Raw genomic sequence first — 6,442 nt, 5'->3', positions numbered from 1 at the left:
GCCCGGCGCCGGGCTCTGGTGCCCATGGCCATCGCCTGGACCGGCATCGTGGACAGCATCTGGCTGGAGTGGGCCCACGTCTCCGAATATGAGCGCTGGATCGACGAGTTCCACCGTTTCGAGGATGATTTCCGGCGGGAGTTGCCGCCCCCCCTGTGGTTCTCCGTGCTGCGCGGCATCCTTGCCGCCACCTGCTACGGCCGGCCGCTGGACCCGGGATTGGGCCGGCTGGAGCGCGAGGCGGAGACGGCGCTGTGCGGCGAGATGCCCGATACCGAGCGGGTGATGCTGGCCGGGCAGCTCATGTTTCTCAACACATGGCAGTTCGGGCGCCGGGACGGCGCCGCCCGGGTCATGTCGGTGATGGCCCAGCGCCCGGAATCCATCGCCCGCGCCTCGCCGCTGGCGCGCTGCGTGTGGCAGACGTTTTCTTCCCTGTGGAACCTGCTCTTCGAGGCGGACCTGGAAGCTTCGCTCGCAGAGGCGCGCACTGGCCGGGAGCTGATACTGGAACACGGCATCAGCACCTGGGATAACGCCGTGCCGCCCCTGCAGGCGGCCCTGTGCTTCGAGGACCGTGAGAACCTCGATGACTGGATGGCGTGGTTCCTGCGTGCGGACCCCAAGGCCAACCGCCCCTTCTACGATACTTTCCAGGCGCACTTCATGGCGGGACAGGCCTGGTTGCGGGGCGATGTTCACGAGGCGGTGGGGCATTGTCGACAGAGCCTGCTGGCGGCGGAGCGTCATGGTTCGGTGGTGATCTTCAGTGCCTTCCGGGCCCTTCTGGCTGCTTGCCTCGCCGAGTCGGGGCAGTTGCGCGAGGCCCTGCGCGAGGCCGCCCGGGCCCGGAGAATCCGGGCCGGTTTCCCGAGCGACTTCCTGGACCTCATGATGTACCTTCCCCTGGCGCGCATCCCGCTTCTGGCCGGGCGTAGCCGGCGGGCGCTGCCGGCCCTGCGCCGCGCCTTTGAGGCCGGCGCCCGCCAGCGGATGTTTTTCCCCCTCATGGTGCGGCGCGATGAACTGGCCATGCTGTGCGGGCTGGCCCTGCAGGCGGGGATTACCCCGGATTATGCGGCCTGGCTCATACGCGCCCGGGATCTCGCCCCCCCGGACGATCCGGGCATCCGTATGGAATGGCCGTGGCGCTGCCGCATCCACGTCCTGGGACGCTTTGATGTGGAGGTGGACGGCCAGGTGAACGACACCCGGCCCAAGGCACGGCAGCGCATGCACGCGTTGCTCTCGCAATTGATCCTGGCGGGTCCGGAAGGCATCGAACAGGAGGCCCTGGCCGAACGCCTGTGGCCCGACAGCCCGCCGGAACGGGCGCTCAACTCTCTTCATGTCACCATTCACCGTCTACGGGATTTCCTCAGGGAGCCGGCACTCCTGCGCACCCACGGCGGGCGGGTCGCCCTGTGCGCGGACCGCGTTTGGGTGGACCTTTGGGAGTTTGAACGCCTGGCGGCACTGGCCGACCGCCTGGATCTGCCGCTGCTTCGCCGGCTGGTGGGCTTGTACGGAGGCGCTGCGCGGCTGGAACCGGCCGACGACCTGGATCTGCAGCTCAGGCAGGCGGCCCTGCTGCAGGCCTTTGAGAGGCTGGCACTTCGAGTGGGTCTGGAGCTGGAGCCCGTCGACCCGGAGCGGAGCCAGGGACATTACCGCGCCGCCTTGAGCCACAGCCCCCTTCAGGACGAACTCTGGGCGGGCCTGCTGCGTTGCGACGCGGTATTGGGTGGTCTTGGTGCGGTGGAGCGCACGTGGGGCCTGTTGTCCGGACAGTATCGCGAATCCCTGGACATGGAGCCCCCGGCAAGGCTCAAGACCCTGTATGAACGGCTGCTGGCTCAGTTGGCCGGATAATTTGTAAGCGATTTGTAAGCCGCTTTTGCTTAACTCCCCCTCAAAGTTGTCGACAATTATCAGACAGGGGAGGGATGGGGTGATGGATGTGCAGCGTATCCTGATCGCCGAAAGGCATCCCGAGACCGGTGCCTGGCTGGAAGACGTGACCCGGGAGGCGTTCCCGGATGTGGGGGTGGATACGGTGGCCACGGTCGGCGAGGCGAGAGAACGCCTGCAGGCACGGGATTACAATCTCGTGTTGCTGGACATGGATCTGCCCGCCGCCGGCGCCGTCGGGTTGCTGCAGTGGCTGCGCAGGGCTTCGCCGGGCACCTGGGCGGTGACCACCGCCTTCCATGAAGATGACGAACAGGTCTTCTCGGCGCTGTGCGCCGGTACTCGGGGATATCTTCTCAAGGACCAGGCGCGGGTGGACCTGGTGAACCAGTTGCGACAGATCTCAAGGGACGATCCGCCACTGTCACCGACTGTCGTGCGGCGCATTTTGCGCTATTTCCAGGAATCCACCGACAGCTCCGCCGTTGAACCCGGGCTTTCGGCGGGCGCGTCCGGCCCGACGGGAAAGTCGCTCACTGCCCGTGAACGGCAGGTGGTCGGCCTGATCTCCCGCGGTTTCAGTCGCCAGGACATCGCCATGGCCATGGGTATCAGGCCCAACACGGCTGCCAGCTACATCAAATCGGTCTACCGAAAGTTGCGTGTTTCCGGGCGTGCCGAGGCGACCCTGGAAGCCGTGCGTCGGGGTCTGGTGGATGCACATCACCGCCGGGCGGTCAGCTGAGCGGCGCGGCGCTCTCGCCGCAAACGGTGGTGAGATACGCGGGCCGGTTGCCCTATAATGGTGGCCCCAGCCATTTACCTGCACCCCGAAATCCTTGGATCCACGTCTCAAACAGCGTCTGGTCGGTGCCGCCGTGCTGCTGGCGCTGGCTGTCATCTTTCTGCCCATGCTGCTGGACGGGGGTGGGCGCGATGCGACCGTGAGCCTGCGGGAGGCCATTCCACCCGAGCCGGAATTTGCCAGGCCCGACGCCGCACCACCGTTGCCCCTGGATGCACCGCCTGGCCCTCCGGCGGGCGAGACCCGTGCGCCCACGCCCGGCGAGGCCCGCAGCTTGCCGGAGCCGGTGCCGCCCCGGCTTGCGCGGCCCGATCCCCCGCCGGAACGCACGCCGACCGAAGCGCCGGCCACCCCGGTCACGGATCCCGGTGGTTTTGCCGTACAGGTGGGCAGTTTCGGTGAGGAGGCCAATGCGCGGGCCGAACGCGACCGGTTGCGGGAACTGGGTTACACGGCCTTCGTGGAACCGACGCGCGCCGACGGACGTGCACTGTATCGAGTGAAGATCGGGCCGGTGGCGGAGCGCGCCGAGGCCGAGCGCCTGCGCGAACGGCTCAGGGAGCAGTTGGACTTGACCGGAATTGTAGTGGCGCATCCCTGAAGAACGTGTTCCTGTCACACTTATGCGCTGTCGGGCCGGCTGGTAGAATGCGCCCATGATGATCGACCGGCCAGTCAGCCTGCTTGCTATCGCCAGTTGCGGTTGGTTCTTGGCCACATGCCGGGGCGCGTGCGGAACGGTTAACCCGCATATCTCGCCGGTCGGACACCGGCTAGCGCACAATACGCTGATTCATAAGTGGAATACGTTGAAATGGTCGCGAACCTCAGCTTGACAGGCTGTTCCCGCCGGGGTCCTATCGCGGTTCAGGCTNNCGGCGCCTACGGACGCGAATACTTCGCCTGCTCCCGCGATCCCGGTGAGATATGCGGGTTAATGGGTTGGGTTGATTTCCTCATCATCGGCATCGTCGTGGTCTCGGCGGTGGTCAGCCTGTTCCGTGGTTTCGTCAAGGAGGCCATTTCCCTTGCCACCTGGGTGATCGCATTCTGGATCTCCCTGAGCTATGCCAGTGCGCTGGCCGAGGTGTTGCCTGCGGGGATCTCGGACGCCACAGTGCGCATCGGGATCGCGTTTGCCGGATTGTTCATCGTCACCCTGGTGCTGGGCGGCGTGATCAACGTGCTGGCCGGGCAGTTGGTCAAGCGGACCGGCCTGTCGGGCACTGATCGCGGGCTCGGCGTGGTCTTCGGACTCGTGCGCGGCGTGCTGGTGGTGGCGGTACTGGTTCTGCTGGGTGCGCTGACGGTCATGCCTCAGGAGGCGTGGTGGGGCGAGAGCCTGCTCATGCCGCACTTCGAGCGGCTGGCCATCTGGCTGCGCGATTTCCTGCCTGAAGACCTGGCGGCCCACTTTGAATTCGGCCCCTGAGGGCGTCGGATGCTCGTGTTTTATATCCCCCGGGAGTTCCCATGTGCGGCGTTGTAGGTATTGTCGGTCAGAGTCCTGTCAATCAGGCGCTATATGACGCCCTGCTGGTGCTCCAGCATCGCGGGCAGGATGCCGCGGGCATCGTGACCTGCGACGAGGACGGCCACCTGCATCTGCGCAAGAACAACGGCCTGGTGCGCGACGTGTTCCACGAGCGGCACATGCGCAACCTGACCGGTCATATGGGCATCGGCCACGTGCGCTATCCCACCGCCGGCAGTTCGTCCTCCGCCGAGGCGCAGCCCTTCTACGTCAATTCCCCCTACGGTATTGCACTGGGCCACAACGGCAACCTCACCAACGCCCAGGAACTCAAGCGCGAGCTGTTCCTGCAGGACCGGCGGCACATCAACACCGAGTCCGACTCCGAGATCCTGCTCAACGTCTTCGCCCAGGAGCTGCTCAAGGCGGATCACCTGGCGCTGGACGCGGACGACATCTTCCAGGCGGTGGCCGGCGTGCATCGCCGATGCAAGGGCGCCTACGCCGTGGTGGCCATGGTGGCCGGCCGGGGCGTCCTGGCGTTTCGCGATCCCCACGGCATCCGCCCCGTGGTGCTCGGCCAGCGGGAAGGGCCGGAAGGCTTCGAGTACATGCTGGCGTCAGAGAGCGTCGCGCTGGACACGCTGGGCTTCGAGCTGGTGCGCGACCTGGAACCGGGTGAGGCCGTTTTCGTGGATGCGCAGGCCCGTGTGCACAGCAAGGTGTGCTCGAACGGCGATACCACCTTCTCGCCGTGCATCTTCGAGTATGTCTATTTCGCCCGTCCCGACTCCGTCATCGATGACGTGTTCGTGCATCGTGCCCGCATGCGCATGGGCACGCGCCTGGGCAGGAAGATCCTGCGGGAATGGCCGGATCATGATATCGACGTGATCATCCCCATTCCCGACACCGGGCGCACCGTGGCCATCGAGATGGCCCACGAGATGAACGTGAAATACCGCGAGGGGTTCATCAAGAACCGCTATATAGGCCGCACGTTCATCATGCCCGGGCAGACCCAGCGCAGAAAATCCGTGCGCCAGAAGCTCAATGCCATCGCGCTCGAATTCAAGGGCAAGAATGTGCTGCTGGTGGACGATTCCATCGTACGCGGCACCACCTCCCGGGAGATTGTGATGATGGCCCGGGAAGCCGGCGCGAAGAAGGTGTACTTTGCCTCTGCGGCACCGCCTATCCGTTACCCGAACGTGTACGGGATCGACATGCCGGCGGCCGAGGAACTGATCGCCTTCGGTCGTACCATTGACGAGATATGCCGCTCCATCGCGGCGGATCGGCTGATCTACCAGGATCTGGAGGATCTCGTCGAGGCGGTGCGCAAGGGCAACCCGAAACTCACACGCTTCGATTGCTCGGTGTTTGACGGTGACTATGTGACAGGTGTCGGCCCCGAGTATCTGGAGTACATCAGGCAACGGCGCAATGATGTGGCGAAGCAGAAAAAGGCTCGGGAGTACGCCCATCTGGACTTGTACAACAACACATGACGCCCGCCGCAGGGCAGCCTCGTTCCATGCCCACACATGCCTGTTGGTCGTGCTTGCGGTGGCCCTCTGTTTCGTCCCCGTCGGTGCCTCGGCGTGGTGGTGGCAGGATCAGGCGGGTATCGACCGGATTTTTACGCAGCCGATGAGCACCTGGTACCGCAAGGTCCTCTACGACGTGAACACGACCTGGCCGGACAAGCCGCGTGACCCGCTCCTGGTCGTGCGTGTCGGCGAGCAGCGCCTCTACCTGTTCAAGGGCGGCCTGCCCATGAAGGACTACCCGGTGTCCACTTCGCGTTTCGGCGTGGGCAACGAGGACGGCAGTTTCAAGACGCCCCTGGGTGTTCACCAGGTCCGGCGGCGCATTGGTGAGGAGGCGCCCATGGGCACTATCTTTCGCGGCAGACGCAACACCGGGGAAGTGGCGCGCATCCTCACCGGCAACGGCGAACGCAGTCCGGATGACAATATCACCTCTCGAATCCTCTGGCTGGACGGCCTGGAGGAGGGCGTCAATCGAGGCGGCGATGTGGATTCCTTCCAGCGCTTCATCTACATCCATGGCACCGACGAGGAAGGTCTGATCGGCACGCCGGTCTCAGAGGGTTGCGTGCGCATGACCAACCGCGACGTGATCGAACTCTTCGACCAGGTGCCCGAGGGCACGCTGGTGATGATCGTGGAATAGCCGTCCAGCGCAATGCCTGCCGCCTGGCGCGGTGCCCATGGGGCGCCCAATGA

At 65.3% G+C, this 6,442-nt stretch carries 6 protein-coding genes; all 6 read left to right on the top strand.

Going from position 1 to position 6,442, the window contains the following annotated elements:
* On the top strand, positions 1 to 1,872 hold a 1,872-nt coding region (locus B1C78_RS15030), incomplete at its 5' end, for an AfsR/SARP family transcriptional regulator (RefSeq protein WP_139349967.1).
* Positions 1,873 to 1,954: 82 nt separating this feature from the next.
* Positions 1,955 to 2,656 (top strand): response regulator transcription factor, encoded by a 702-nt coding sequence (locus B1C78_RS15025; protein WP_077279987.1) that lies wholly within the window; start codon positions 1,955 to 1,957, stop codon positions 2,654 to 2,656.
* A gap of 94 nt (positions 2,657 to 2,750) precedes the next feature.
* The gene (locus tag B1C78_RS15020; RefSeq protein WP_245795454.1) at positions 2,751 to 3,317 is read left to right on the top strand and encodes an SPOR domain-containing protein; all 567 of its coding nucleotides are present in this window, start codon (positions 2,751 to 2,753) and stop codon (positions 3,315 to 3,317) included.
* Between the two features lie 336 nt (positions 3,318 to 3,653).
* A complete protein-coding gene (locus B1C78_RS15015; protein WP_077279986.1) occupies positions 3,654 to 4,148 on the top strand; it encodes a CvpA family protein in 495 nt (164 codons plus the stop codon).
* Between the two features lie 41 nt (positions 4,149 to 4,189).
* Positions 4,190 to 5,701 carry an amidophosphoribosyltransferase gene (gene purF, locus B1C78_RS15010; protein WP_077279985.1) on the top strand — a complete coding sequence of 504 codons (1,512 nt, stop codon included), beginning with the start codon at positions 4,190 to 4,192 and terminating at the stop codon, positions 5,699 to 5,701.
* 142 nt (positions 5,702 to 5,843) lie between these two features.
* The gene (locus B1C78_RS15005) at positions 5,844 to 6,389 is read left to right on the top strand and encodes a L,D-transpeptidase (protein ID WP_139349966.1); all 546 of its coding nucleotides are present in this window, start codon (positions 5,844 to 5,846) and stop codon (positions 6,387 to 6,389) included.
* Positions 6,390 to 6,442 lie beyond the last annotated feature (53 nt).

The sequence above is a fragment of the Thioalkalivibrio denitrificans genome, from assembly GCF_002000365.1.
Taxonomy (GTDB): Bacteria; Pseudomonadota; Gammaproteobacteria; order Ectothiorhodospirales; family Ectothiorhodospiraceae; genus Thioalkalivibrio_A; species Thioalkalivibrio_A denitrificans.
Note: the sequence above shows the minus strand (reverse complement) of the source record. Positions and strands in the feature narration are given on the sequence as shown.

Coding starts and splice junctions, on each gene's coding strand:
- B1C78_RS15005 (WP_139349966.1), top strand. CDS start 5,844: ATGAGCACCTGGTACCGCAAGGTCCTCTACGACGTGAACACGACCTGG.
- B1C78_RS15025 (WP_077279987.1), top strand. CDS start 1,955: ATGGATGTGCAGCGTATCCTGATCGCCGAAAGGCATCCCGAGACCGGT.
- purF (WP_077279985.1), top strand. CDS start 4,190: ATGTGCGGCGTTGTAGGTATTGTCGGTCAGAGTCCTGTCAATCAGGCG.
- B1C78_RS15015 (WP_077279986.1), top strand. CDS start 3,654: ATGGGTTGGGTTGATTTCCTCATCATCGGCATCGTCGTGGTCTCGGCG.